This window comes from Ureibacillus xyleni (genome assembly GCF_900217795.1).
Classification (GTDB): domain Bacteria; phylum Bacillota; class Bacilli; order Bacillales_A; family Planococcaceae; genus Ureibacillus; species Ureibacillus xyleni.
In genome coordinates this window covers 146,585-171,779 of the sequence record NZ_OBMQ01000002.1, presented here as the reverse complement: position 1 = coordinate 171,779, position 25,195 = coordinate 146,585, and the positions used below count along the sequence as shown (strand labels likewise).

Below are 25,195 nucleotides of genomic sequence, written 5' to 3'. Positions count from 1 at the left end.
GTCTTCTAGAGATGCGCACCTGCACTCTAAACCGTCTGCTTAGCTGAATAAAGAATATAAAATGGTCATTTCTATTCAAGATTTCTGGAATTAATAATGTAAATTCCTATAAGATTTCTAAAGCATATTGATATAGAGTTTTACTCATTTTCTCAATATCATCTATAAATGCTGAACTAGTGGAGAAGAAAGGTTACAAATATACTAAATTTCAGGGCCTATTATTGTTGGCAATTAGGGCAAAAGTAAGTTTTCCTTGAAGAGATTTCTGATTTTATTATAGAAGTATTGCATCTTGAACATTCTTCCCCTTCTCTATCATAAACATAAAATTGGTAGCCTCCTGTTTTACCATCTCCCTGATATAATGGGTTTTCCATATACCCGCCTTGTTCAATTCCTTTATTAAGGATAAATTGAATCGAATGATATAACCGGGTTAGTTGCTGATGATCAAGATCATTGATTTTTTTATCTGGGCGAATTTCTGCATGCCAAAGTACCTCATCAGAATAGGCATTCCCGATACCCGCTAAAACTTCTTGATTGATTAATGTTGTTTTAATGGTTCCTTTTCTTTTTTGCATCAGCTGTTGAAAGGCATCCACTGTAAAAGGAGGTTCAAGCACTTCAGGCCCAAGTTTTTTGAACTCTTTCTCGATTTCTTGTGCTGATAAAAGATGTAGGTAGCCTAAGCGTAATCCAATGAAAAATAAATGCTGTTCCCCAAATGATAGTTTAACTTGAATTGTCCTATTTGGTTTATCTTCTTCTTTGCCAAAGTACATCCATCCACCAAGCATTAGGTGTAACAATAAACATGACCCATCCTGCAATTTAAAAATTAAATACTTTGCTCTTCTAGAAATCGATTCAATTGTTTGATTTACAACTTGGTTCGTAAATCTGTCAACTGATACATTAATAGACTTTTCCCGCCCTATCTCAACATTTGATATTTTTTTCTCACCAATCAAAGTCCCCAATAAAGTTTTATAAGTTTCCATTTCTGGCAATTCAGGCATCATTCTGTCCTCCATTTTGCGGGCTTTTTTATACAGTATTTCCTACAGAGTGGTTATTATAAATCGTTGGCATTCCCGAATTAAAAGCAAAAAAAACATCCTTAATTGGATGCTTTAAAATACACATGTTATTTATAATCTAATTGCGAATTAAAGTGCCATTAGGTTTTGGTATCTCTTGCTTTGATATGTTATTCATTTTACAGTAATAGTTAAAAAATTGTTGTGCTAACTCTTGTTCCTCTGTGTCATTTTTTAACGAAACTATATCAAGCAAAATTTGAGCCATCCATAAATTATCAAAATAACGATATTTACCTGATTTCCATGTTATTTTTTCTGGGGATTTTTCATTTGAGTAATACTTCCAAAACAGCATTTGATTCGATTCTTGTTCTGTAAGTTCAAGTTTGTATTTTGAATGTGCAGGAATGTATCCATCTTCACAAAGCTTTCCGATGAAATTTTCATCCACCATATAAACACCTAAAATATGTCTGTCCTTCTCTGGCAAACTGGAATCCACTGATGTTAACAAGACCGCACTATTTCGGTACAAGCGGATTGGTTTATTTGGTTTTCCCTTGTTTGGACCACTTTTTATCTCGCCTGAGAAAACCCGCCAATCTGAAAGGGAACTATATTGTTCTTCATTATCACACCAAAAGACCATTTGTGATTCAGGATGAAGTTTATGACTTTTCATAAGTTTTTCATGTTCTAAGCGAAGTTCCTGATTTTTTCGGTGTATTTCTTTTTCTTCTTCCTTCTTCCTTTCATCCTCCATTCGTTCTATTTCCTTTTTTTGTATTATCATATCAAGTGAAGCAGCAACATTTTGATCATGCAATTTTAAGTGCTTTTCAAATACATCAGGGAAAACAAACTTTTTATTTTCTGATGCAAAATTTATTTCAATACTTGAATCATTATGTTTAACGATACAACCCAACCCAAAATGTTTATGTGTAACTTTTTTATTGATTAGATTCATTATATATCCTCCTTGTAGGAAATAACTGTTTTCTGTAATTGCAATAAACAAGCTTAAAAAAAAATACATTTACAACTGTTTAGATTTACTTGCGATAAAAAAATCGTATTCCTCATTCTATTGCAATAAAATACAGCGGAATTCGGAATACGATCAAAGTAAACAATTGTAAGACTAGTATAACATTTCTTAAACTTTAATACAAATTTCTTGTTGACAATGCATTTCAATTTAATGTAAAATTTATAATTTATATTTTTATAAACACTTTACAATTAGGGCTTTTACCTATTTATAGAATGAACTCCCCAACTATATTCTTCTTAAATCACTCATTTCCAATCATCAAACGAGACAAACTTTATAAACTAATCGTAATTGAAAATAATTCTCAAAAAAATATTGCATATAAAAAAATTGAGAGTATTATAAATCCGTATAATGATAAATGAAAACCTTTATCATTTAATGGAAAATAAAAAACAAACTAACAAAGTGAGGCTATTTATAATGAAGAAATCATTATTATTAATCATTACTTCAATTTTTATTCTGATTCTTGCAGCTTGTTCAAATGACAGCTCAACTAATGAAGGATCAACAACAACTGAAAAAGAAACCGATAGTGAGTATCCAATCGTCATTAAACATGCATTTGGTGAAACAACAATTGATGAAAAGCCTGAACGAGTTGCAACAATTGCTTGGGCAAACCATGATGTTGTATTAGCACTTGGTGTTGTTCCAGTAGGTTTCTCTGCTGCAAACTACGGTATCCAAGATGACTCAGGTTTGTTACCATGGACTGCTGATAAATTAAAAGAGCTAGGTGAAGAAAATCCAAACGTTTACCAAGATACTGATGGTCTAGATTTTGAGGCAATTGCTGATAGTACTCCAGATGTAATTCTTGCTGCTTATTCAGGTATTACTCAAGAAGAGTACGATACATTAAGCCAAATTGCACCCGTAGTACCTTACGAAGAAACTCCTTGGGTTACTCCTTGGCGCGACCAAGTATTATTAAATGCTAAAGGTATGGGTATGGAAGAAGAAGGTAAAAAGATCCGCTATCGTTAGCCTTAAACCATCTGCACCTTTATAGATTCCTTTATTATCCTTATACCATTCCACATTGCTAATATTTAAAGGCTGAAATAAGTGTTTTTGCGCAAATTGTAATGCTGTTTCTCCTGTAGCTTGCTGCAATATTGCAGTAATCAAATGGGAGCATCCAGAATTATAGTTCATTTTTTCTCCAGGAGGTAAAATGAGTTCTCTATCTAAAGTAAATTTTATGATATCCCCGCCTTGAACCATAGGAGCAAAACCTTCCCACTCTTCCCATTCCGGAAAATGTAAGCCTGGTGACATTGTTAATAGGTGATATAGTGTAATTGCGTTTTTTCTTTTATCGTTTTGTGCATGTAATACTCTTGGGAAATATTCTTGAATTGGTTGATGAAGATTATGTAAATATCCTTTGTCAAATGCAATGCCAACTAATAGTGAAAGGATTGTTTTTGTGCAGGAATAGATTTTATGTTGTTTATCTTCTATTTTTTTATTTTTATAGTATTCAAAAACACGAGTTCCATTCACCAAAATCGTGCATGCTAAAATCTTTTCTTTTGATAAAATCTTATTTAATTCTTGTTCATGAATCCCATTGCTCATCGTTATGAATCTCCTCTTTTTCTATACCGCTTACCATTACTTGCTTCTATTATAAATTCAATAAAAAATGAACAAATCCCTTTTGTTAGAATTGTTGAAATCGCGCTGAAAGACCTTATTATTCGTGGGAAATTAATATAAAATTTGAAACTTATGATACACTTAGGTTAACAAATTCGCTGTATATACCCTGATGTTTCTTCAACTAACGAAGCAGGAATGTTAAGTTATAATGAAACAAATACTACAAGTTAGAAACTTATTAAAAAAGATGAAATTTCTAAACAAATAACTTAGGGTATTTCTATATCCAAGTTAAGGAGTGGAAATTATATGGGGACTTTCGGGATTATTGGATTCATTTTCGGGATCATTGCTTATACTACGGCACTCAATAATGCTAAAAAAGTAAAAGAACTAGAATCGAGAATTAACGATTTAGAAAATAAAAAGTAAACATGTTGTTTGTTAAGTTAATTGGTGCTTTAGTTGAATAAGACATTATTAAAAATCAGAACTTCCAATTTATAGGAGTTCTGATTTTTTATCTTAAACAACAATATGCTTTAACAGAGCTTTCCTAAAAAAAAATCAAACTAGTCGAAACCAGTTTGATTTTTTATACAATTCCTACGGGACATTAGGCATTTAATACATCGATTTTATTGATCTTCAATAACAATATAAGTTGCTTTAATTGGACCGTGTACACCAACAATCAGCACCATTTCAATATCGGCAGAGTTACTTGGACCAGACATAAATAGTATACAAGAAGGCACTTGTTCTCCCTGTTTGATTTGATTATGGATTTGACGTGCTGCTTGGGTCATACGAGGAACGATTGAACTTTTTGGAATAAGTACAATCGATTTTTCTGGTAAGAAGTTCATCGTACGTCCACGGTTCGGGTGACTATATAGTACAGCTGAAGCAGATTCAGCTAATGTTATCTCACTAATTGTAATGCCAATATTCGCTTTTTCGGCTTGGCGAATATTTTCTTCTGGGTTGTCAGTGTCCCATTCGTAAAATTCAATACCGCTTTCAGGCCAAAACTCCATTAATTGTGATATACCGAATTTGTCAAAGCGCTCATCTTTCCAAGCTACAACAGACTTTCCACCAAAATCTGTAACGACCTGATGCAATGTATTTGCTAAGTTAGCTGTTGTCGTTTGTAAACATTCGGTATGAATGTTTTTACATTGCTGTTTTAATACTTCTATAAGCTCATCTTGAGAAGCATTTTTTAATACTTCATGTTGCGGCAAGTATTTCCAGGCTGGACGCTCCACTTTTGTCCGGACGGGTCGACCAAGGCTATTTGCAATAGTATTTAAAAATTGATCTCGAGTTTGAATTGTCATGATTGTTCCCCTTTCTGACGTTGTTTTAGCCAGTTACGGAAGCTTTCTTTATTTGGCGCTGGGAAGTCACGCTCTTCCGTCCATGCTTTTAATGGGCCAGGTCCACTCGTAATTTTGTCGTCTTTTACAAATGGAGACATAATTGGTGAAGCGACCTTTGTTGCCATATTAAAGAGTGGTGAAGTTGATGCACCAAAACCAAATGCTTTCATTAGTAAACGTTCTGAAATAGGTGCCTTTCCTTCTTGTTCTACAATTTTTTGTCGATGATTATGCAACAGTTCGTGTAACGGAATCTTTACCGGACATACTTCTGTACAAGCACCACAAAGAGTAGAAGCATATGGTAGTTCTTTGAAATCATCATAACCACCAAGAAGCGGTGTTAATACGGCACCAATCGGACCTGAATAAATTGAGCCATAACTATGTCCACCGACGTGTCGATAAACAGGGCAAGCATTTACACAGGCTGCACAGCGAATACATTGTAAAACCGATTGGAACTCTGTACCTAAAATTTTTGAGCGACCATTATCGACAATAACTAAATGATATTCTTCTGGACCGTCTGTTTCGCCTTCACCTTTAACACCTGTTAACATCGTAATATAGCTTGTCAATTTCTGACCGACAGCACTCCTTGTTAATAAACTAACTAACACTTCCATTTCTTCAAATGTAGGAACGATGCGCTCCATCCCCATTACAGTAATTTGCGTTTTTGGTAATGCTGTAACCAGATCTGCATTTCCTTCATTCGTTACAAGTGTCACTGTCCCACTTTCAGCTATCGCAAAATTACAGCCGGTAATACCGATATCTGCCGTTAAATATTCTTGACGTAGCTTTTCGCGGACGTAAAGTGCCATTTCCTCAGGTTGTTCAGTTTTTTCGTAGCCAATTTTATTTGCAAAAATTTCGCGAATTTGATTGCGATTTTTATGTAATGGCGGCACGATGATGTGCGAAGGTGGCTCATGGTCATTTAATTGTAAAATGTACTCACCAAGATCCGTTTCAATTACTTCACAGCCTGCCTCTTCAAGGGCTGCATTTAAATGAATTTCCTCCGTCACCATTGATTTTGCTTTTACGATCTTTTTCGCTTGTTTTTGTAACGCAATGTTTTTAATATATTCGGATGCTTCCTCCGCTGTTTTCGCGAAAAATACGTGACCTCCACGCTTTACGACGTTTTCACTTAGTTCGTAAAGGTATGCATCTAAATTTTCAAGTACATGTTGTCGAATTTCCTCACCGTGTGCTCGCCATTCTTCCCAGTTTCCTAATTCATCTACTTGTGCTTGGCGACGCGTTTGGAATCTAGCTTGCGCAGCTGACACCGCTCCACGCATAAATGTATCATTTAAGTTATTCGCTACACGATTTTTAAATTGCTCATCACTCGTTTTCATTGCCATAACAAATCCCCCCTTAGCGACTATTTAACACTTCTGCAATATGCATGACACGAATCGGTTTACCAGTGCGACCGATGCGACCCCCGATATTAATTAAGCAACCAGCATCTGCCCCGATTAATATGTCTGCTTCTGTTTCTTCAACATTACACACTTTTTCATCTACCATTTGGCCTGAAATATTCCCCATTTTGACAGAGAATGTACCACCGAAACCACAGCAACGTTCTTTACCAGGGAGCTCAACGTATTCAAGACCTTCAACATTTTTTAATAGCTTAATTGGCGCGTCTTTTACACCGAGTAAACGCGTCATATGACAAGAAGTATGATAGGTTGCTTTTCCGTCTAGACGAGCACCGACATTTTCTATTTTTAAAACGTTTACAATAAAATCTGTTAACTCATATGTTTTATTTGCTAATTGTTGTGCTTTAGGTTCCCACTCAGCATCATTTTTAAAAATATGTGGATACTCTTTAAACATGTAAGCACAAGAGCCAGATGGTGTAACAACGTACTCCGCCTGTTCAAAAGTTTTAATCATATTTTTCATGGAACCTTTTGATTGTTCTACATAGCCACTGTTATAAGAAGGTTGACCGCAGCATACTTGAGTTGTTGGGAAATCAACTTCACAACCGAGTCTCTCTAGAAGTTCTACAGTTGCTTTCCCAACGTTCCCTTGAAACATATCAACAAGGCATGTAGCAAATAATGTGACTTTCATTTTAATCCCCTCAACATTCCTTTGTTATTCTACAGGTCATCTGATGAATTAATCGTAACACGTTTTTGAAAATTTCACTATATTTTTCGAAAATTTAATAACTTTAGCATAAAAAGTGTTCCTTCTTTATTAGCATACAATTCGTAACTAACTTACTAAATGCACTATTAATATATATGAACAATCAGAAACTAGTAGAAATAATATAGGGGGGATTTTCTTGAGAAAACATTGCCCAACGCATAACAAAAACGCCACTTTGTATCAGCGTACAAATGGCGTTTTCTATTTCAAACAGACTCTTCACTCTACTTTGTAACATCAAAATATTGCATAAGAATTTTTTCCACATTACTTAAATGGGAGGACATTGCGAGTTCAGCAAGCTCAGGGTTTTGCTGTTTAATAGCTAAAAAAATTTGCATATGTTCATCATAAAGCTGTTCGCTCGTAGTTTGCTTTGAAAATAACCATATTCTACGTGTTTCTCGCATTAAATCAATGGTAAGACCAGACACTTGATCGAGTAAGTTTGGGATTAACGGATTATGAGAAGCATCTGCAATCGCCATATGAAATTCAAAATCTACCTTTTCACCAAGCTCACCGTCGCCTTGGACAGTTTTCATTCTTTCAAGTATTGCTTTTAAATGTTTAATATCTTCTTCTGTACGATTTCTTGCGGCGCTGACAACCGTGCCAACCTCAATAATTTTTCGAAGTTCTAATAAATGAGGGACATTCTCTTTATGTGCAAGAATCGAAGTTGAAAGAGGAAAATCTAATTTTTGTTGAGGGAATTCCTTCACGAAGGTACCCGAGCCTTGCTTAATTTCAATGAGACCCATCGCTTTTAATGCGGATAATGCTTCACGCACAGCGGATCTACTTACTTGCAATTGTTCTGCTAGGTAGTCAACTGAATCTAAACGATCACCGGGTTTCAACTCACCTGCCCGGATTTTTTCATGAAGTATTTCACAAACTTCTTCATATTTTTTTTTCGTTTTTACTTTTGTGAATTTCAAAGGACACACCTCGTTTTGTTATGTGAAATACACGTTTTTATAAGCTTATTATACATAAAGAATCGATAAAAATCTTTTCTCCATTACAATGTCCATCTAAAAATTGAATTTATTATTCAAAAAATACATTGAATTATTAAAAAATTCTATTTATAATCTATCACGTAAGGTCATCTGATGACTTTTAGACAATTAAGGGGAAATCGAAATTATTCAAATAAGGGGGAACATGCATGTCGTTTACGCAAAACTTTACAGCAGTCGCAAATAGTCTTGGCTGGACTGCACTTGTTGCAACGGTACCAATCTTATATTTTTTCTGGGCACTTGCAATAAAAAAGATGAAAGGTTATATTGCCGGTTTTACAACATTAGTATTAGCAATATTAGTTGCAATTATTGCCTTTAAAGTACCAGTTATAACAGCAGTAGCTTCCGCATCACAGGGCGCTGTATACGGTCTAATACCAATTGGGTGGATCATAATTACTTCCGTATTTTTATATAACTTAACCGTGAAAACAGGACATTTTGAAGTGATTCGTTCATCCGTACTTTCAATTACAGCAGATAGACGAATTCAAGCATTATTAATAGCATTTTCATTTGGTGCATTTTTGGAAGGAGCTGCAGGGTTCGGTGCTCCGGTAGCAATTTCTGCTGCGTTACTTGTAGGGCTAGGCTTTAAACCGTTACAAGCAGCAGGGCTATGTTTAATTGCAAATACTGCCCCTGTTGCCTTTGGTGCAATTGGGGTACCGGTTACAGTAATGGAGGGAATTACAGGTATACCAGCAATTGAAGTATCAAAAATGGTCGGTCGACAGTTACCTATTCTTGCAGTATTTATACCATTAGTTTTAGTAGTCATTATGGTTGGATTTAAAAAAGCATTAGAAGTGTTACCAGCTATTTTAGTATCTGGTTTTTCATTTGCGATTACTCAATTTTTAAGCTCAAACTATTTAGGTCCTGAATTACCGGATATTTTATCATCATTAGTATCGTTAATTGCATTAACAATTTTCCTTCGCTTCTGGAAGCCGAAAACGATTTATCGTTTTGAAGATGATGTGGAAATAAGTGAGGTTACAAAAACGCATTATTCTGGCGGACAAATATTAACAGCATGGTCACCATTTATCATATTAACTTTCTTTATCTCTGCTTGGGGAATTCCAACTATTAAAAAAGCATTAGTTGGAACATATGATGGTGGAAATGCAATTTTAAATTTTGTTAATTCGATTGGAAGCGCTTTAACATTTTACCCGGAAGTACCATATTTACATAACGTGGTTATTGATGGTGCAACAGGGAAAGAAATTGCTGCTGTTTATAAATTCGAACTTTTAGGGGCAGCTGGTACTGCTATTTTATTTGCATCCATTATTTCAAAATTTGTTTTAAAAATTTCATGGGGCAACTGGGTAAAAGCATTTTTCGCTACATTAAATGAAATAAAATTCCCATTGCTTACGATTTGTTGTGTAGTAGGTTACGCATATGTAGCAAATACAGCTGGTATGATGGCAACGTTAGGTTTAGTGTTAGCAAAAACAGGCGCTTTATTTCCATTCTTCTCACCAATATTAGGTTGGATTGGTGTCGTTGTAACTGGATCTGATACTTCTTCAAATGTATTATTTGCGAAGTTACAACAAGTAACAGCAGGTTCTGTTGGGATGGATCCTATATTAGCATTAGCAGCAAATACGGGTGGTGGTGTTACAGGAAAAATGATTTCACCACAAACATTGGCAGTTGCTGCAGCTGCTGTAGGACTAGCTGGCAAGGAATCTGAATTATTAAAATTTTCATTCAAGTATAGCTTAATTTTATTACTAGCAATTTGTGTTATTACGTTTTTACAAAGCACTGTTTTAACTTGGATGATTCCATAAATTTATATAGGGGGTGTACAAAAGGCTAAAATTCTTTGGACACCCCCTACTTACATGATAATTATCTCATATGAAAAAGCGCTTCTGTAGTGGGCGCATTAAATGTACCATCTCGCACGAAAAGCTTTATCTCAAAATCACTTTTTAGACTAATAGTTGATTCAAAAAATGGGGGGAATTTTTATGAAAAAAATCGAAAAAATTTTAGTAGCAAACCGTGGTGAAATTGCGATTCGTATTTTCCGCGCATGTACGGAATTGAAGTTAAAAACGGTTGCAATTTATTCCCATGAAGATAGTGGTGCCTTTCATCGCTTTAAAGCTGATGAAGCGTATTTAGTTGGACAAGGTAAAAAGCCAATCGATGCTTACTTAGATATCGAAGGAATTTTAGCAATTGCAAAAGATGCAAATGTCGATGCAATTCACCCTGGTTACGGATTCTTATCAGAAAATGTGGCATTTGCACAACGTTGTGATGAAGAAGGGATTATTTTTATTGGCCCAAAATCAATGCATTTAAATATGTTTGGCGATAAAGTAAAAGCACGTGAACAGGCGATTGCTGCTGGGATTCCTGTCATTCCAGGTACAGATGGTCCAGTAAATAGCTTGGAAGAAGTTGAAGCATTTGCTAATCAGTATGGCTTCCCTGTAATGATTAAAGCAGCACTTGGTGGCGGTGGCCGAGGGATGCGTCTTGTTGAAAATCCAAATGACCTTGCTACAGCTTATGAACGTGCAAAATCAGAAGCAAAAGCAGCTTTTGGTTCAGACGAAGTGTATGTAGAAAAAGCAATCATCAAACCAAAACATATTGAAGTGCAAATTTTAGGCGATGAAGGTGGAAATATCGTGCATTTGTATGAGCGTGATTGCTCTATTCAACGCCGTCACCAAAAAGTAGTTGAAATTGCACCTTCCAATTCAATTTCTCATGATCTTCGCCATCGTATTTGTGAAGCAGCTGTGCAATTAATGAAAAATGTGCAATATGTAAATGCTGGTACGGTAGAGTTTTTAGTGACCGGGGATGAATTTTACTTTATTGAAGTGAACCCACGTATTCAAGTAGAACATACGATTACTGAAATGATCACAGGTATTGATATCGTTCATACCCAAATTAAAATCGCTGAAGGGCATGCTTTACATAGTAAAAAAATTGGTATACCACAGCAAAAAGATATACCGTTATTCGGTTATGCGATACAATCTCGTATTACGACAGAAGATCCAAAAAATAATTTCATGCCAGATACAGGAAAAATTATGGTATACCGCTCATCAGGTGGCTTTGGAGTACGTCTTGATGCAGGGAACGGCTTCCAAGGTGCAGTTGTCACACCCCACTATGATTCATTACTTGTGAAACTATCAACTTGGGGAATGACATTTGAAGAAGCGGCTCAAAAAATGGACCGCAATTTACGTGAATTCCGTATTCGTGGAGTAAAAACGAATATACCATTTTTAGAAAATGTCGTACTACATGAGAAATTTATTAGCGGACAATTTGATACGAGCTTTATCGATACAACACCAGAACTGTTCGTATTTAAAGAACGAAAAGACCGCGCAACGAAGTTATTAAGCTACATCGGAAATGTAACGCTAAATGGCTTCCCAGGAATCGAAAAACGTCCAAAACCAATTTTCGTACAACCTAATATTCCAAGCGTTACTGGAACACCTCTTTCTGGTACGAAGCAAATCTTAGATGAGCAAGGTGCAGATGGACTAGTTAATTGGGTGAAGACGCAAAAAGATGTGTTACTTACAGATACAACATTCCGAGATGCGCATCAATCGCTACTTGCAACACGTGTTCGTTCAAAAGAAATGTTTGAAATTGCAAATGCAACGAGTACCTTAATGCACAACTTCTTCTCCCTCGAAATGTGGGGCGGTGCAACCTTTGACGTAGCATATCGCTTTTTAAAGGAAGACCCATGGGAACGTTTAGAGCAATTACGTAAGCAAATTCCAAATGTTTTATTCCAAATGCTCTTTAGAGGTAGTAATGCAGTAGGTTATTCAAACTACCCAGATAATGTGGTGCGTGCGTTTATTAAACAGGCGGCACAATCTGGTGTGGATGTCTTCCGAATTTTTGATTCATTAAACTGGGTAAAAGCGATGGAAGTAGCCATTGACGAAGTACGGTTGAATGGAAAAGTAGCAGAAGCGGCGATTTGTTATACAGGTGATATTTTTGATGAAAGCCGCGCGAAATATACAGTGCAATATTATAAGGAAATGGCAAAACAATTAGAGCATGCAGGGGCTCATATTTTAGCCATAAAAGATATGGCTGGTTTGTTAAAGCCAAATGCAGCATATCGTTTAATATCTGAATTAAAAGAAGCAACAGATTTACCAATTCACCTTCATACGCATGATACAAGTGGAAACGGAATCTTTGTATATGCCAAAGCAATCGAAGCTGGTGTTGATATTATCGATACTGCATTAGGTTCAATGTCTGGTTTAACATCACAGCCAAGTGCCAATTCATTATACTACGCGTTAAGTGGTGAGGAACGCAAAGTACGTGCAGATATCGATGCTCTTGAAAAGCTTTCATATTATTGGGGAGATGTACGTAAATATTACGTGGACTTTGAGAGCGGTATGAATGCACCTCATTCAGAAGTATTTGTACATGAAATGCCAGGTGGACAATATAGTAACTTGCAGCAACAAGCGAAAGCAGTTGGGCTAGGCGATCGCTGGGAGCAAGTGAAAGACATGTATTCACGAGTGAATTTAATGTTTGGTGATATTGTTAAAGTAACACCGTCTTCTAAAGTTGTGGGAGACATGGCATTATTTATGGTACAGAACGATTTAGATGAAGAAAATATTTATGAACGCGGGAAAACACTTGATTTTCCTGATTCAGTCATTGAACTGTTCCAAGGTTATTTAGGACAACCACATGGCGGCTTCCCAAAAGAGTTACAGCAGCTTATTTTAAAAGATCGAAAAGCCATTACAGTTAGACCAGGTGAATTATTAGAACCTGTTAATTTTGAACAGTTAACAATTGAGCTTGAAGAAAAAATTGGTCGTACACCATCTCATAAAGATGTGCTTGCCTATGCACTTTATCCAAAAGTGTTTGAAGAATATGCGAAAATGAATTCCCAATTCGGTAGTATCTCAGTTTTAGATACTCCAACGTTCCTTTACGGCCTACGCTTAGGTGAAGAAATCGAAGTCGAAATTGAAAAAGGAAAAACATTAATTATTAAATTAGTATCAATCGGAGAACCACAGCACGATGGTACACGTGTAATTTACTTTGAAATTAACGGTCAATCACGGGAAATTATCATTCAAGATATGACGGTAGAAGTTACGGGCAATAAAGCACCGAAAGCAGATCCTTCAAATCCGAATCAAATTGGTGCAACAATGCCAGGTACTGTTTTAAAAGTGGCGGTATCAAAAGGTAGTTCAGTTAAACGTGGAGACCATTTATTAATTACAGAAGCAATGAAAATGGAAACGACTGTACAAGCACCAAAGGACGGGGTTGTTAAAGAAATTTATGTTGCAGCAGGCGATGCAATTTCAACAGGTGATTTATTAATCGAATTTGAATAGTTTGAAAGGCAGCTTAGTAAGTTTATTATACTTACAATAGGCTGCCTTTTTTTGCAATTTCATTTGTATTAATAGATGGCGATTGCTCACTTAGCCATGATTTCAGATATTTAATAAACTTTTTCGTAGCTGGAGCAAGAGTTTTAAAAGAGGAAGAAGCAATTCCAATTGTACGAAAATTATCTCCCTCTAATTTAAGCGTTCGAACATTAGTTGGTAACCGATGTAAAACCATTTCGGGAAGTATACTAAACCCCATCCCATTTTCAACCATTGAAATCATTGCTTGGTCATCAGACAGTTCAAATTTTATATTTGGGGTAACATGATGTTCTTTTAAAATTCGGATCAGATCGTTATCACTTCCCTTTTTTGGCTTGATTAAAGGCTCATCTTTAATGCTTTCAAAACGTATTTCATTTTGTTCGGCAAGAGGGTGTTCACTTGATAGAATACAGAGCATTTTATCCTTTTTTAAAGGAATCGCCTCAAGATGTTTTGAAGTCGGTAATGACACAAAACCAAAATCAACTAAACCCGTTGTGATCCAATGCTCGATGTCATCATAATCCCCCTCTAAGAGTTTGATTTCAATCGATGGATGATTCTCATTAAATATTTTCATGATTTCAGGCAACCAGTGTATGGACACACTTGAAAACGTTCCAATCCGTACTGTCCCGATTTCCAGCCCATTGATATTCGCTATTTCCTGAACCATTTCTTCATTCCACTTTAGAATTTCACGTACGTATTTTAAGACGCGCTCCCCGTTACTCGTCAATTGGATACCTGAGCGTCCTCGATTGAGAATAGAAAAGTTCCATTTTGATTCAAGGCTAGTAATGGCATGACTCACAGCAGATTGACTTAAACCAAGTGTTTCACCAGCTCTCGTAATGCTCCCTAATTCCACGACAGTACTAAATATTTCATACTTAACAAGAGACAGTTTGACCACTCCTTTTACATGAATTTTTTTCATATTAACATTCAAAAACATTCATTTTTCTTATGTCAATTTTACAATTATACTTAAAATTATTCAATTTGTAAGAGAATGGGTGATTAAATAAATGGATGGAAGTAATTTTTCAAAGAAACCGCTTGGATCAGACACTCAATTAAAAGCCAATTTTATCATGCTGATAGTAACGATGTTTTGGGGTTCATCTTATTTGTTTATGAAGATGGGTCTTGGTTCTTTTCAGGAGTTTAATTTAGTTGCTCTACGTTTTGGCATTGCCTTTATTTTAGCCGGGGCATTATTTTATAAGCGATTAATTAACATGAATTTTAAAACATTCTTTTATGGTTTTATATTGGGTTCACTTTTATTTTTACTTATGTCAGCTGTGACATTCGGATTAAAGTTTACATCTGTCTCAAACGCAGGTTTTTTATTCAGTCTCTCAGTTGTATTTGTTCCAATGTTATTAGCAATATTTTTCAAAGTAAAGCCAGAGAAAAGGGTTATTTTTGGTGTTGGTATCGCAATCATAGGAATTGCTTTATTAACATTAAATAACAAATTATCGATTAACTCTGGGGATTATCTAATTATTTTGGGTGCAATCGTTTACGCCTTACAGATAATTTTTACAGATAAATTCACAAAAAATGTTGATTCAATTACACTTGGGATTCTACAATTGGGGGTTGCAGGTGCTTGGGGACTTTTATTTTCATTCCTTTTCGAAGAGCCACATCTTCCTAGCACATCGGAAGCATGGGTTTCGATCATGGCATTAAGTGTTCTATGTAGTGCCATTGGATTTATAGGGCAGGCTGTAGCACAAAAACATACTACTCCTACACACACAGGCCTTATATTTTCACTAGAGCCCGTTTTTGCAGCGTTCTTTGCTTTTATGTTTATCAATGAAGTACTTCCAGTAAAAGGATACGTTGGGGCAATTCTTATCTTAGTAGGTGTATTAATAGCTCAGTTCAAGTTCAAGAAGCCATTTTTCGGGAAAAAATTCAATCAATCAGTTGACGGGTCTAAAGTGTAGCATTAATCTACATTGATACGATCATCGTTAATAACTATTAACTGTCCATAAAAATCTTATTTAACATTCCATCTTTATAATAGAAATCAAGTGCGAGACTTCACTTTCATTGTTGTATTTAAATTAGTTGTTCAAATTTCCTAGAAACGAGCTTAGTAAAATCCTAAGTTCGTTTTCTTATTAGAACAAACATTTTTGAGCAACAAGAAAAAAGAACGAATCCGAATACCTGGAATTCATCCTTCTTCTATTATACTAACTCGATTTAATGATTAATCCTCTATTCCTTTTTGTGTGTCTTCAATTAATTGCTTCGTTAATAATTCTGCTGTTTCGAAATCGTTATTGACAAGTGCTATTTCTATTTTTTCCAAATGTCGTAACTGAGCCCGTAAATAACTTTTAAAGATGATTTCATGTTCTTCCAAAATACACAATATTTTAGATGATCTATTTAAAATACCTTAATCTAGTGCAATAAAAAACCTCTCTCATCTATTACAGATAAGTAGAACTCTTTAATCTTTTAAGATAGCTCCAACCAAGTAACTGCTTCACAATCCGTGGAGTGAAATCTTTCACTCATAACTTACTTCTCCCTAAATAACTGCACTTTGGGCCAATTTACATAAATATTCACTATCACCATCTTCACATGAAGAAGAGATTCACCGCCTTTTAAGGAAGAGACGCAGTTAATACATCTACGTTTAGTTGCATTAAAGTATAGTCTTCAAGGGTGCGGAATATAAGTTATAAATACTATCTCCCATTTCTAATCTCGTCAAGTAGACACACAATCTCTTTATTGTTGAGAGTTTTTGGAGGCAAATAATTAATGGAATCGGCATTTATCATTTTGGTAAGTTTTTTATAATCTTTCTCATCAATCATATCAAAGCCTCTTTCAAAGCCGCAGTTTTTCAGCAGCCCTTCAAGAGCGGTGATAAATCTATTCGCCGCAGCAACTTCGTCAACTGTTTCTGTGGAAAATCCACAATAAATTGACAACTCTGCAAGCTTATCCATACAAATGTTTTTGTGAAAAGAAACAATCGGTATAAGACATAGCGCAATAGCTTTTCCATGAGGAATCTGATACAGGGCACCGATTGAATGTGCAAAGGCATGAACATACCCAGCAAGCTGCATGTTGATAGCATTTCCACCGTAATAGGCGGCAAGACACATATTCTGTCTTGCGTTGACATTATCTGGATTTGAAATAAGACAGGGCAGATTCTGAAATACAAGCTTTATGCATTCACGGCTTTTATTTATATCTTCTTCACTCGTCTTAATGTCTGCGAGATATCCCTCAAGGCCGTGACTAAGAGCGTCAATTCCACAGTATACCGTAACACTTTCAGGCGCACCCATTGTCAACTCGCTGTCAAGCACAACATGAGGAACATTCAGACCGATGACTACCGTGGAACTTTTTATCCCTTTTTCATTCTTAACTACAGCCCCGACAGTAATTTCAGCGCCTGTTCCGGAAGTGCTCGGAACAGCGATAATGGGCAAAGTTTTTCCACTAACATAAACAAATTTGTGCAGGAAATGTTTAATTTTTCGCTTTGGTATTTTTGTGCTTGCGGCTATTATCTTACAGGTGTCCAATACGGAACCTCCTCCAAGAGCTATGATACAATCGGCGCTGCAGTTTATAGCGATAGTTCTACCTTCGTTGATTATGTCAATTTCCGGTTCAGATGCGATATTATAGAATACAGAATAATTGATGTTATTTGCTTTCAACGAGTTAAGAACTTTTTCGTAATAACCGAGAGAGAAAATTATTTTGTCAGTTACGAGAAGCACCGATTTATATCCCGCATCAGCGCAGATTTCACCAATTTTTTCTCTTGAGCCATAACCATCTGTCATAACAGGATCAGGCTTTGGAATCATTTTGATTACAACTCCAGGCAATTTGCGAATCATTTTTCTAAGTAAATAAAAAGGCATTTCTGTCACCTCACCTGATTTTCTACCCGTGACACAAAGGTTATACAGAAAAACTGCAATCTAGTAGGCAATAACAGTTCATTCTATATTATTAAAAATTGAATATTACCAATACATGTAAGTTTGAAGACTAAGTAAAAAGTTTCTATCGTAGCAATAATAATAATTATACAGAACAATAAATTAAAATTTGTACGTTCATTCATGTTGAGTGTTTAGTAGTGATGTCTCTTTCATAAAATAATAGTAAAAGCAGACGGCCAATTAGAGGTGGGATACCAGCACTTCTAAACCGTCTGCTTTTTATGTTTTAACAAATATCAAATTAGTAATCGCTAAAAATCATCCGAATAAAGCGTAAGTTGAAAAACACACTTAAGTAAAGATTAGTCAGCTAGTTCAAGCCAAGCGACCGCTTCACAGTGCGTCGTTTGAGGAAACATGTCCACTGGTTGAACTTCCATTGTCTTGTATCCACCGTCTTCTAGTATGCGTAAGTCCCGCACTAATGTTGCAGGATTACATGATACATAGACTACGCGTTTTGGTTTCTGCTCAATAATCGTATTCAATAAAGCCTCGTCACATCCTTTGCGAGGAGGATCGACTACTAATACGTCTGCCACTTTTCCATCTGCGTACCAACGTGGGATAACTTCTTCTGCCGGGCCAGCTTCGAAATACGTATTGGTAAAGCCATTGATTTCTGCATTTCGCTTTGCATCTTCAATTGCTTGCTCCACAATTTCAACCCCCATCACTTGTTTCGCTTTTTGTGCTAGGAATAGTGAAATTGTTCCGATCCCGCAGTATGCATCAATTACTGTCTCATCACCTGTTAATTGAGCATAATCCAATGCTTGTTTATAAAGTACCTCCGTTTGTACAGGGTTTACTTGATAAAACGAACGAGCAGAGATTTCAAATCGTACTCCGCCAATTGTGTCTTCAATAAAATCTTTACCCCACAATGTCACTGTTTCATTTCCTAATATCACGTTCGTTTTTTCAATATTAATATTTTGAACAATGGATGTAACATTTGGTACAAGTTTTCGGATGAGTTCAATCGCTGCATCTTTTTGAGGAAACTTATGTTGATTTGTAACAAGTACAATCATCACTTCCCCAGTAGCACGACCTTTTCGAACCACTACATGGCGTAGCATTCCTTGATGGGATTCTTCGTTATAAGGGACAATGCCAATTTCCGTTAGCTCTTTTTTCAAATTCGCCATCATTTCATCAGCTTCACCAACTTGGATTAAGCAACGTTCCATATCGACAATTTCATGGGATTTTGACTTATAAAACCCTGCTATCGGTCCCGTTTCTGTCATTGAAAATGGAATTTGGGATTTATTACGGTAGTTCCAAGGGTCCTGCATTCCTTTAACAGGAAGTACTGGCGCATCAATTTTTCCAATGCGTTTCATCACATTGCGCACCATGTTTTCTTTCCATTTTAATTGTCCTTCATAGGATAAATGTTGAAGTTGACATCCACCGCATTTTCCAAAATAAATACAAGGTGCTTTTACTCTGTCTGGGGATGGTTTTATAATTTCAACAATTTTAGCAAATCCATAATTTTTAAGGGTTTTTAAGACGTGAATTTCTGCTGTTTCTTCAGGTAGTGCTCCTTGTATAAATAACGGATATCCATCTACCTTTGCCACGCCATTTCCATCATGAGTCAAATCTTCTATATATACAATTTTGCGATCATTTTTCTTCACTGGTGCTGCCATGTTCCGTCCTCCATTTCAGTTCTTCTATTGTAGCATGGTCATAGAAAATATTGCTATTATGTTGTGAGATTATGTGTTCCCTAGTTTTCAAAATAAAAAGCCATCCAATAGATTGGACAGCTTATACAGCTTCTTGCCTTATAGGTTAAAGTTAGAGTATTTACTCCGCCAATGCTTCTACAATATGCTCTTTTAAAAATGGAGAGAGGGTTCTTGCATATTCAGCCGTAATATGATGTGCATCACGATATACAATGATGTTCCCAATAACAGAATAGCAAGTTTCGTCATCACAGAAATAATCGGACATATCGGCAAAAAACACATTACTCGGAATTTCTTTTGTATTTTCCCATGGTAAAACCGAGGAAAGTGCTTCATCCCGTGGCAGTGAACAATCAATATTATCTTTTTCACGCTCTAAACATAAAGGCACATTTTCGCTCATTCTAGGATTGTCGCGCACTGCAAAAACCTTCGTGACACCCTCAAGTTTTTCCCACTGTTGTATATAACCAATTGGAATCGTATCATTTTTATTTAAATTCGCTGTGGTGAACACTAAGTCTGGTGGGTTTTTAATGATCTCCTGAATGACTAGTTCATTCCACTTCATACAAGCTTCTGTTAATGTTCCGTTAAAATCATCGTTTGAGAACCTGCAACCATCATGATTATACACATCGATTTGCATCTTCAATTCTTCAGCAAACCCCATCAATGCAGGGAACCAATGTCCAGAATGAGAACCACCAACAAGGGCAATTGTATGCTCCGGCTTTTTCGTTTCACCAAAGGAACATTTTGTCACCCTTTCTCCAGACCTTGTAACACAATCCTCTACTGAATAAAATTCTGGGAGGTTTTCTTTAATTTCAAGCATGGAAGGAATCGGTTCAATATCAGGTTTCACCGTCATTTGTACAGCCAATGCATTAGCACCCGGATAGTCTTCCAGATTATAAATACTCTTTTCCTCTGTGAGTTGTGTTCCCCATAAAAAAACAACAAATGTAACAGGTAGTGCAAAGGATGTCGCAATCGATACTAATTTTACCTTAGAGTATTTTACATTTAATTTTCGAACTGGTGCTTCGAGAACTTTAGTTGAAACGTAAGAAAGGATAAAGGTTAATGATAAAATGACTAGCCCTGCACTTAGTGAGACTGTTTCCTTTTTGAAATATGTTAAATAGAAAATAAGTAGAGGCCAATGCCATAAATAAAAACCGTACGAAATGCTCCCCATAAATAATAGCGGTTTTGATCCTAATAGTTTCTCTACGCCAAAACGATGACCATTTTCTGCAGCAAGAATAATTAAAATAACTCCAATCGTTGGCAAAAGTGCCGCATATCCCGGAAACACAGTAGAAACAGGTAACAGTACTCCTGTTAAACAAATAATTCCTAATCCAACCCATCCAATTAACGCACTATATACGCTTTTTAATGGAATTAACGTAATAATAATTGCAACAATCCCACCTAAGCTAAACTCCCAAACTCTAGCAAACGTATCAAAGTATGCCCATGGTTGATTCACAATTGTCTTATAAATGGAATAGCTAATAGATAATGTAAACAAAATGCTTAGAGTAGCTAATAACGTTTTCCTCTCCGGCGTTTTAAAAAGCTTCCGTGCAATAAAAAACGACAAGATGATAATCAATGGCCATGTAATATAAAACTGACCTTGTAATGAAAGCGCCCAAAAATGTTGAAGGGGGCTTGCTTCATTATTTTGCTCTAAATAATCCACCGAGTTAAAAGCTAACTGCCAATTTTCATAATACAGACCAGATGCGATTACTTCGGATATGATTTGCTCCCATTGAACTTTCGGCATGATGAGAATCGATAACAACGACGTCACAGTTAGTACTGTGAAAGCTAATGGAATTAAACGTTTTACTAATCCAAGTAAATACTCAAATAAATTGATGTGCCCTTCTCTTTCTATTTTCGCTAATAATGAGGTTGTAATGAGAAACCCCGATACAATGAAAAATACATCAACGCCGCCAGAAACTTTTCCAAGCCAAATATGATATACCGCTACAAGGATTGCAGCAACTGCACGGATTCCTTCGATTTCTGGTCGGAACTTTTTCGTTGGTGCATTTAAATCTCGCATAGTATCCCTCTTTTCTATTTCTGATACACCTTATAGCTTTTCCATTATTTACGAAAAATAGTAATTCAGGACATAAAAAAGAAGCCTACCTAAGTAGACTCCTTATCTTGATTAAACTCGATCTTGTTCACGAATATCATTGATTGGAACAAAAACTTCGATATGCCGTTTTAAGTTTGTAAATTTCACCGGTGCATCCCCGCCATATTCGCCATCCAAATTAATGTGGATTGTCTCATCTACATCCATTGGCGATACTTTAACTACACTCGATTTTTTATAAATTAAATTTGGATCATTTAAATGTTCTCCTCGCAACGCAAGGGAAGCAATGCGAATAAAATCTGCAATATTACATTTTTTCAATATCATCATTGTGAACAATCCGTCATTAATACTTGCATCAGGGGCAATTTTTTCAAAGCCCCCAACAGAATTCGTTAGTCCACATAAGAACATCATCGCTTCGCCTTCAAACACTTCATCATCATACTCAATTCGCATATTCGTCGCTTTTATTGATGGTATCATTTCAATACCTTTCAAATAATAAGCTAGTTGCCCAAGCACCGTTTTCATTTTACTTGGAACTTCATACGTTAACTCAGTAATGCGTCCACCTGCTGCAATGTTAATAAAATAGCGGTCGTCATTTATTAACCCAACATCTACTGGGATTGTATCTCCTTGAATAATGATATCAATTGCCTCGTCAATTTTTCTTGGAATTTGTACAGCGCGCGCAAAGTCATTTGTCGTTCCCATAGGTACTAACCCAAGTTTCGGGCGATTTTCATACGGACTTATTCCTGCTACGACTTCATTTAACGTTCCATCTCCACCAGCAGCAATGATAATATCAAAACCACGCTCTACTGCATTGGCTGCTGCTTGTTTTGCATCACCTTCACATGTAGTTGCATGGCAAGATGTTTCATACCCAGCGATTTCAAGCTTTTCTAATACATCTGGTAAATGTCTTTTAAATGCTTCTCTACCTGATGTTGGATTATAAATGATTCTTGCTCTTTTCATGTTTTCGTCCATCCTATTTCTTCTAATTATGTATAAAAGAACGCTTTCAGTAAATGGAAAGTTCCCTTCAAGCAAAGTTTGTAGGAGCAATGAAGAGAACCTTTAATCTTATATTATGATAATTTTCCCGTTATGATAACGCTTTTGTAATAATAGCTTTTATATCTTCATAAACCCATTTTGCACATTGAGGATCTTGAACATATTTCTCCTGCAAAGTAGTATACAATTGTTTTTGTTTTTCTTCAAATGATGGGTCATCTTTTTCAGGTAATTGCGCACGCATATCTGTGACCATTTGTTGAAGTTGTGGAGCACGTGGACCCCATTTTCCAATCACTTCACCTTGAGCGTTTAAGAATAAATATATTGGAATTGCCCGTCCACCATTAGTTAAGTGACGGTCAATTAAATCCGTATCTGCATCACGGAAAGCACAACGAATATCAAGGTCCGCTTCTTCTGCAATTTTACGCATTACAGGATTGTTCAGCATTGCATCGCCACACCAATCCTCTGTAATTGTTAGGATGTGTGGTTTATGCTCTTTTAATAATTGGAATACTTCATCTTCAGAGTTCACATTGAAGCTTTCATACACTTTAAAACTTGGCTCTTTTAAATGTGTTGTCATCTGATCCATGTATTGTGCCATAGACATTGATTCTTCAAAATATTGTTGTTCTGTTTTCATTATTATGACCTCCCTTTCTACATTCTATTTTGCCTTTCGGAAGGTTGAAAAACAATTTTTATGATTCGGACGATGTGAAAATGCCCTTTTGTGCGTTAATTAACACATTTTGTGCATTTAAAGGATTCTATAGTGCGCATGAAGTAGCGTTATGTGCACTTAAACAAATGATTTGTGCACTTAGAAAAGTTTCGTCCACATAGCAGTTGCTTTTGCTCATTCAGAGTTAGTTTATGTCCAGTTAGCAGTTGCGTTTGCTCATTCAGGGAGATCTTTTGTCCACACAGCCATTAATATTGCCCATTCCAAGCTTTTCTCCCTATAAAAAACCACCCTAAAAGCAGGATTCATCCAACTTATAGGGTGGCCATTCTCAAAGAAATTATCGTTTGTTAATTTCTTCAAGTAAAATTTTATTTAACATTGGTGGGTTTGCTTGTCCTTTTGAAGCTTTCATGATTTGACCTACTAAGAAGCCAATTGCACGGTCTTTTCCGTTTTTAAAGTCTTCAATAGATTGTGGGTTCGCATCTAAAGCTTCTGTTACAAATCCTAATAAAACAGCAGGATCTGAAATTTGAACTAAGCCTTTATCTTTTACGATTTTCGCTGCGTCTCCACCGTTTTTCACAAGCTCAGTGAATACTTTTTTCGCGATTTTAGAAGAAATTGTGCCATCTGCAATTAATTTCACCATACCAGCAAGGTTTTCTGGTGTTAATGCAGTATCACCAAGTTCTTTTTGCTCAGCGTTTAAGTAAGCTGAAACGTCACCCATTAACCAGTTGGCAGAAAGTTTTGCATCCGCTCCAGCAGTTACCATTTCATCAAAGAAATCTGAAATCTCTTTGTTTACTACTAGTACGCTTGCATCGTAATCATTTAAGCCAAGTTGTTCAACATAGCGTTTTTTACGAGCATCTGGAAGTTCAGGGATTGAAGCACGAACGCGTTCTAACCAAGCATCATCAATTTGTAAATCAACTAAGTCTGGCTCTGGGAAGTAACGGTAGTCGTCCGTTCCTTCTTTCACACGCATAAGAATTGTTTTACCAGTTTTCTCATCAAAACGACGAGTTTCTTGCTCGATTACGCCACCAGCCATTAATACTTCTGCTTGGCGTACTTCTTCGTACTCAAGACCTTTACGTACAAAGTTGAAAGAGTTTAAGTTTTTTAGCTCTGTTTTTGTACCGAATTCTTCTTGACCATATGGACGGATTGAAATGTTCGCGTCACAACGAAGTGACCCTTCCTCCATACGAACATCAGATACTCCAGTGTATTGAATAATTGCTTTTAGTTTTTCTAAATAAGCATACGCTTCAGCTGGTGTGCGAATATCTGGCTCAGAAACGATCTCTACAAGTGGTGTTCCTTGACGGTTGAAGTCTACTAAAGAATAGCCTTCACCATGAGTTAGTTTACCAGCATCTTCTTCCATGTGAAGACGTGTAATACCGATTCTTTTCGTATAACCAGGTTGGCCATCAGTTCCTTCAATTTCAATTTCAATCCAACCATTTTCGCCGATTGGTTTATCAAATTGAGAGATTTGATATGCTTTCGGATTGTCTGGATAGAAATAGTTTTTACGGTCAAATTTTGTATGTTGGTTAATGTCCATGTTAAGAGCTAATGCAGCTTTCATAGCATAATCCACAACATTTTTATTTAACACAGGTAATACACCAGGATATCCAAGGTCGATTACTGTCGTATTTGTATTTGGCTCTGCACCGAAATGGTTTGGCGCTGGAGAGAAAATTTTTGATTCTGTTTTTAACTCAACGTGTACTTCTAACCCGATTACTGTTTCAAAGTTCAT

The 25,195-nt window shown here is 36.1% G+C and carries 18 protein-coding genes and 1 pseudogene; 5 read left to right on the top strand and 14 right to left on the bottom strand.

The window, feature by feature from the left end:
• Nucleotides 1-221: 221 nt before the first annotated feature.
• Both mutM and CRO00_RS04670 read right to left on the bottom strand, forming a co-directional pair.
• The gene (gene mutM, locus CRO00_RS04675; RefSeq protein WP_097072512.1) at nt 222-1,025 is read right to left on the bottom strand and encodes a bifunctional DNA-formamidopyrimidine glycosylase/DNA-(apurinic or apyrimidinic site) lyase; all 804 of its coding nucleotides are present in this window, start codon (nt 1,023-1,025) and stop codon (nt 222-224) included.
• 139 nt (nt 1,026-1,164) lie between these two features.
• Nucleotides 1,165-2,019, bottom strand: a complete 855-nt coding sequence (locus CRO00_RS04670; RefSeq protein ID WP_097072511.1) for a malate synthase — start codon at nt 2,017-2,019, stop codon at nt 1,165-1,167.
• A 510-nt stretch (nt 2,020-2,529) separates the two neighbouring features.
• On the opposite strand from CRO00_RS04670, the pseudogene CRO00_RS04665 reads away from it, so the two are divergent.
• Nucleotides 2,530-3,087, top strand: a pseudogene (locus CRO00_RS04665) (ABC transporter substrate-binding protein); the annotation flags it as partial.
• Here the strand turns inward: CRO00_RS04665 and CRO00_RS04660 are convergent.
• The gene (locus CRO00_RS04660) at nt 3,043-3,696 is read right to left on the bottom strand and encodes a serine hydrolase domain-containing protein (RefSeq protein WP_097072509.1); all 654 of its coding nucleotides are present in this window, start codon (nt 3,694-3,696) and stop codon (nt 3,043-3,045) included. The pseudogene CRO00_RS04665 and the gene CRO00_RS04660 sit on opposite strands and share 45 nt — an antisense overlap.
• 333 nt (nt 3,697-4,029) lie before the next feature.
• Between CRO00_RS04660 and CRO00_RS20520 the strand changes: the two genes are divergently transcribed.
• A complete protein-coding gene (locus CRO00_RS20520) occupies nt 4,030-4,152 on the top strand; it encodes a hypothetical protein (RefSeq protein ID WP_272914307.1) in 123 nt (40 codons plus the stop codon).
• Nucleotides 4,153-4,358: 206 nt separating this feature from the next.
• Here CRO00_RS20520 and CRO00_RS04655 read toward each other — a convergent pair whose 3' ends face one another.
• The 4 genes from CRO00_RS04655 to CRO00_RS04640 all read right to left on the bottom strand — a co-directional run bounded on the left by CRO00_RS04655 (nt 4,359) and on the right by CRO00_RS04640 (nt 8,248).
• Entirely contained in the window at nt 4,359-5,066 is a 708-nt protein-coding gene (locus CRO00_RS04655; protein ID WP_097072508.1) for a LutC/YkgG family protein, read from the bottom strand.
• Complete coding sequence (locus tag CRO00_RS04650; RefSeq protein ID WP_097072507.1) at nt 5,063-6,490, bottom strand: LutB/LldF family L-lactate oxidation iron-sulfur protein; 1,428 nt, start codon at nt 6,488-6,490, stop codon at nt 5,063-5,065. The genes CRO00_RS04655 and CRO00_RS04650 overlap by 4 nt, the downstream gene beginning before the upstream one ends.
• A 13-nt stretch (nt 6,491-6,503) precedes the next feature.
• A complete protein-coding gene (locus CRO00_RS04645; RefSeq protein WP_097072506.1) occupies nt 6,504-7,220 on the bottom strand; it encodes a (Fe-S)-binding protein in 717 nt (238 codons plus the stop codon).
• A gap of 308 nt (nt 7,221-7,528) precedes the next feature.
• Entirely contained in the window at nt 7,529-8,248 is a 720-nt protein-coding gene (locus CRO00_RS04640; protein WP_097072505.1) for a FadR/GntR family transcriptional regulator, read from the bottom strand.
• Nucleotides 8,249-8,481: 233 nt separating this feature from the next.
• Between CRO00_RS04640 and CRO00_RS04635 the strand changes: the two genes are divergently transcribed.
• Both CRO00_RS04635 and pyc read left to right on the top strand, forming a co-directional pair.
• Nucleotides 8,482-10,152 carry an L-lactate permease gene (locus tag CRO00_RS04635; protein WP_097072504.1) on the top strand — a complete coding sequence of 557 codons (1,671 nt, stop codon included), beginning with the start codon at nt 8,482-8,484 and terminating at the stop codon, nt 10,150-10,152.
• A 183-nt stretch (nt 10,153-10,335) separates the two neighbouring features.
• Nucleotides 10,336-13,764 (top strand): pyruvate carboxylase, encoded by a 3,429-nt coding sequence (gene pyc / locus CRO00_RS04630; protein ID WP_097072503.1) that lies wholly within the window; start codon nt 10,336-10,338, stop codon nt 13,762-13,764.
• A 31-nt stretch (nt 13,765-13,795) separates the two neighbouring features.
• On the opposite strand, the gene CRO00_RS04625 is transcribed toward pyc, so the two are convergent.
• On the bottom strand, nt 13,796-14,716 hold the full coding sequence (locus CRO00_RS04625; protein WP_097072687.1) for a LysR family transcriptional regulator: 921 nt from the start codon (nt 14,714-14,716) through the stop codon (nt 13,796-13,798).
• A 124-nt stretch (nt 14,717-14,840) separates the two neighbouring features.
• On the opposite strand from CRO00_RS04625, the gene CRO00_RS04620 reads away from it, so the two are divergent.
• On the top strand, nt 14,841-15,779 hold the full coding sequence (locus tag CRO00_RS04620) for a DMT family transporter (RefSeq protein WP_097072502.1): 939 nt from the start codon (nt 14,841-14,843) through the stop codon (nt 15,777-15,779).
• 762 nt (nt 15,780-16,541) lie between these two features.
• On the opposite strand, the gene CRO00_RS04615 is transcribed toward CRO00_RS04620, so the two are convergent.
• The 6 genes from CRO00_RS04615 to gatB all read right to left on the bottom strand — a co-directional run bounded on the left by CRO00_RS04615 (nt 16,542) and on the right by gatB (nt 25,195).
• The gene (locus tag CRO00_RS04615; RefSeq protein WP_161946609.1) at nt 16,542-17,726 is read right to left on the bottom strand and encodes an iron-containing alcohol dehydrogenase; all 1,185 of its coding nucleotides are present in this window, start codon (nt 17,724-17,726) and stop codon (nt 16,542-16,544) included.
• Nucleotides 17,727-18,136: 410 nt separating this feature from the next.
• Complete coding sequence (rlmD, locus tag CRO00_RS04610) at nt 18,137-19,501, bottom strand: 23S rRNA (uracil(1939)-C(5))-methyltransferase RlmD (RefSeq protein ID WP_097072500.1); 1,365 nt, start codon at nt 19,499-19,501, stop codon at nt 18,137-18,139.
• A 160-nt stretch (nt 19,502-19,661) separates the two neighbouring features.
• On the bottom strand, nt 19,662-21,638 hold the full coding sequence (locus CRO00_RS04605) for an acyltransferase family protein (RefSeq protein WP_097072499.1): 1,977 nt from the start codon (nt 21,636-21,638) through the stop codon (nt 19,662-19,664).
• A gap of 111 nt (nt 21,639-21,749) precedes the next feature.
• Nucleotides 21,750-22,673: a diacylglycerol kinase gene (locus tag CRO00_RS04600; protein ID WP_097072498.1), complete on the bottom strand. Its 924-nt coding sequence runs from the start codon at nt 22,671-22,673 to the stop codon at nt 21,750-21,752.
• Between the two features lie 130 nt (nt 22,674-22,803).
• Nucleotides 22,804-23,367: a thioredoxin family protein gene (locus tag CRO00_RS04595; protein ID WP_097072497.1), complete on the bottom strand. Its 564-nt coding sequence runs from the start codon at nt 23,365-23,367 to the stop codon at nt 22,804-22,806.
• A gap of 382 nt (nt 23,368-23,749) precedes the next feature.
• A complete protein-coding gene (gene gatB / locus CRO00_RS04590; RefSeq protein WP_097072496.1) occupies nt 23,750-25,195 on the bottom strand; it encodes an Asp-tRNA(Asn)/Glu-tRNA(Gln) amidotransferase subunit GatB in 1,446 nt (481 codons plus the stop codon).

Coding starts and splice junctions, on each gene's coding strand:
- mutM (WP_097072512.1), bottom strand. CDS start 1,025: ATGCCTGAATTGCCAGAAATGGAAACTTATAAAACTTTATTGGGGACT.
- CRO00_RS04670 (WP_097072511.1), bottom strand. CDS start 2,019: ATGAATCTAATCAATAAAAAAGTTACACATAAACATTTTGGGTTGGGT.
- CRO00_RS04660 (WP_097072509.1), bottom strand. CDS start 3,696: ATGAGCAATGGGATTCATGAACAAGAATTAAATAAGATTTTATCAAAA.
- CRO00_RS20520 (WP_272914307.1), top strand. CDS start 4,030: ATGGGGACTTTCGGGATTATTGGATTCATTTTCGGGATCATTGCTTAT.
- CRO00_RS04655 (WP_097072508.1), bottom strand. CDS start 5,066: ATGACAATTCAAACTCGAGATCAATTTTTAAATACTATTGCAAATAGC.
- CRO00_RS04650 (WP_097072507.1), bottom strand. CDS start 6,490: ATGGCAATGAAAACGAGTGATGAGCAATTTAAAAATCGTGTAGCGAAT.
- CRO00_RS04645 (WP_097072506.1), bottom strand. CDS start 7,220: ATGAAAGTCACATTATTTGCTACATGCCTTGTTGATATGTTTCAAGGG.
- CRO00_RS04635 (WP_097072504.1), top strand. CDS start 8,482: ATGTCGTTTACGCAAAACTTTACAGCAGTCGCAAATAGTCTTGGCTGG.
- pyc (WP_097072503.1), top strand. CDS start 10,336: ATGAAAAAAATCGAAAAAATTTTAGTAGCAAACCGTGGTGAAATTGCG.
- CRO00_RS04620 (WP_097072502.1), top strand. CDS start 14,841: ATGGATGGAAGTAATTTTTCAAAGAAACCGCTTGGATCAGACACTCAA.
- CRO00_RS04615 (WP_161946609.1), bottom strand. CDS start 17,726: ATGATTCGCAAATTGCCTGGAGTTGTAATCAAAATGATTCCAAAGCCT.
- rlmD (WP_097072500.1), bottom strand. CDS start 19,501: ATGGCAGCACCAGTGAAGAAAAATGATCGCAAAATTGTATATATAGAA.
- CRO00_RS04605 (WP_097072499.1), bottom strand. CDS start 21,638: ATGCGAGATTTAAATGCACCAACGAAAAAGTTCCGACCAGAAATCGAA.
- CRO00_RS04600 (WP_097072498.1), bottom strand. CDS start 22,673: ATGAAAAGAGCAAGAATCATTTATAATCCAACATCAGGTAGAGAAGCA.
- CRO00_RS04595 (WP_097072497.1), bottom strand. CDS start 23,367: ATGAAAACAGAACAACAATATTTTGAAGAATCAATGTCTATGGCACAA.
- gatB (WP_097072496.1), bottom strand. CDS start 25,195: ATGAACTTTGAAACAGTAATCGGGTTAGAAGTACACGTTGAGTTAAAA.